The organism is Thalassobacterium maritimum (assembly GCF_031127805.1).
In the GTDB taxonomy this organism is placed as follows: Bacteria; Verrucomicrobiota; Verrucomicrobiia; order Opitutales; family Coraliomargaritaceae; genus Thalassobacterium; species Thalassobacterium maritimum.
Genome location: NZ_JARXHW010000257.1, coordinates 1 through 405 on the forward strand (window position 1 = coordinate 1; position 405 = coordinate 405).

The following is a 405-nucleotide window of genomic DNA, read 5'->3' on the forward strand; positions in this document are numbered from 1 at the left end:
GGGAAGAAGGCGAAGGTGAGGATGAAGGCCAGGTAGCCGAGCTTGATCGTTTCACCGATTTTGTTCTGAGTTTGTGGAGTCATTGCGGGGGAATCAGTTAAGAGCTTACTTTTCGACCTTCACGTATTTTTGGTAAACGATGGTCAGCAGCAGGATGATGACGAAGAGCACCATGCCCAGCGCGCAGGCGTAGCCGAAGCGACCTTCGGTGAAGGCGGCGCTAAACATATAGAGTCCCGGCACCATGCCCTTGCCGCCGGGCCCACCGTCGGGGCCGAGCAGGATGAGGAAGATCTCGTAAGTGGTCAGTGTGCCGATGGTCATGAAGATCAGATTAATCCGCACCTGTGTCATGATCAGTGGCAGCTCGATCTTAAAGATCATGCCCAGCGGGCTGACGCCGTC

The 405-nt window shown here is 55.3% G+C and carries 1 pseudogene; it reads right to left on the reverse strand.

Features of this window, described 5'->3' with window-relative positions:
• Nucleotides 1–105: 105 nt before the first annotated feature.
• A pseudogene (locus QEH52_RS20255) lies at nucleotides 106–405 on the reverse strand (carbohydrate ABC transporter permease); the annotation flags it as partial.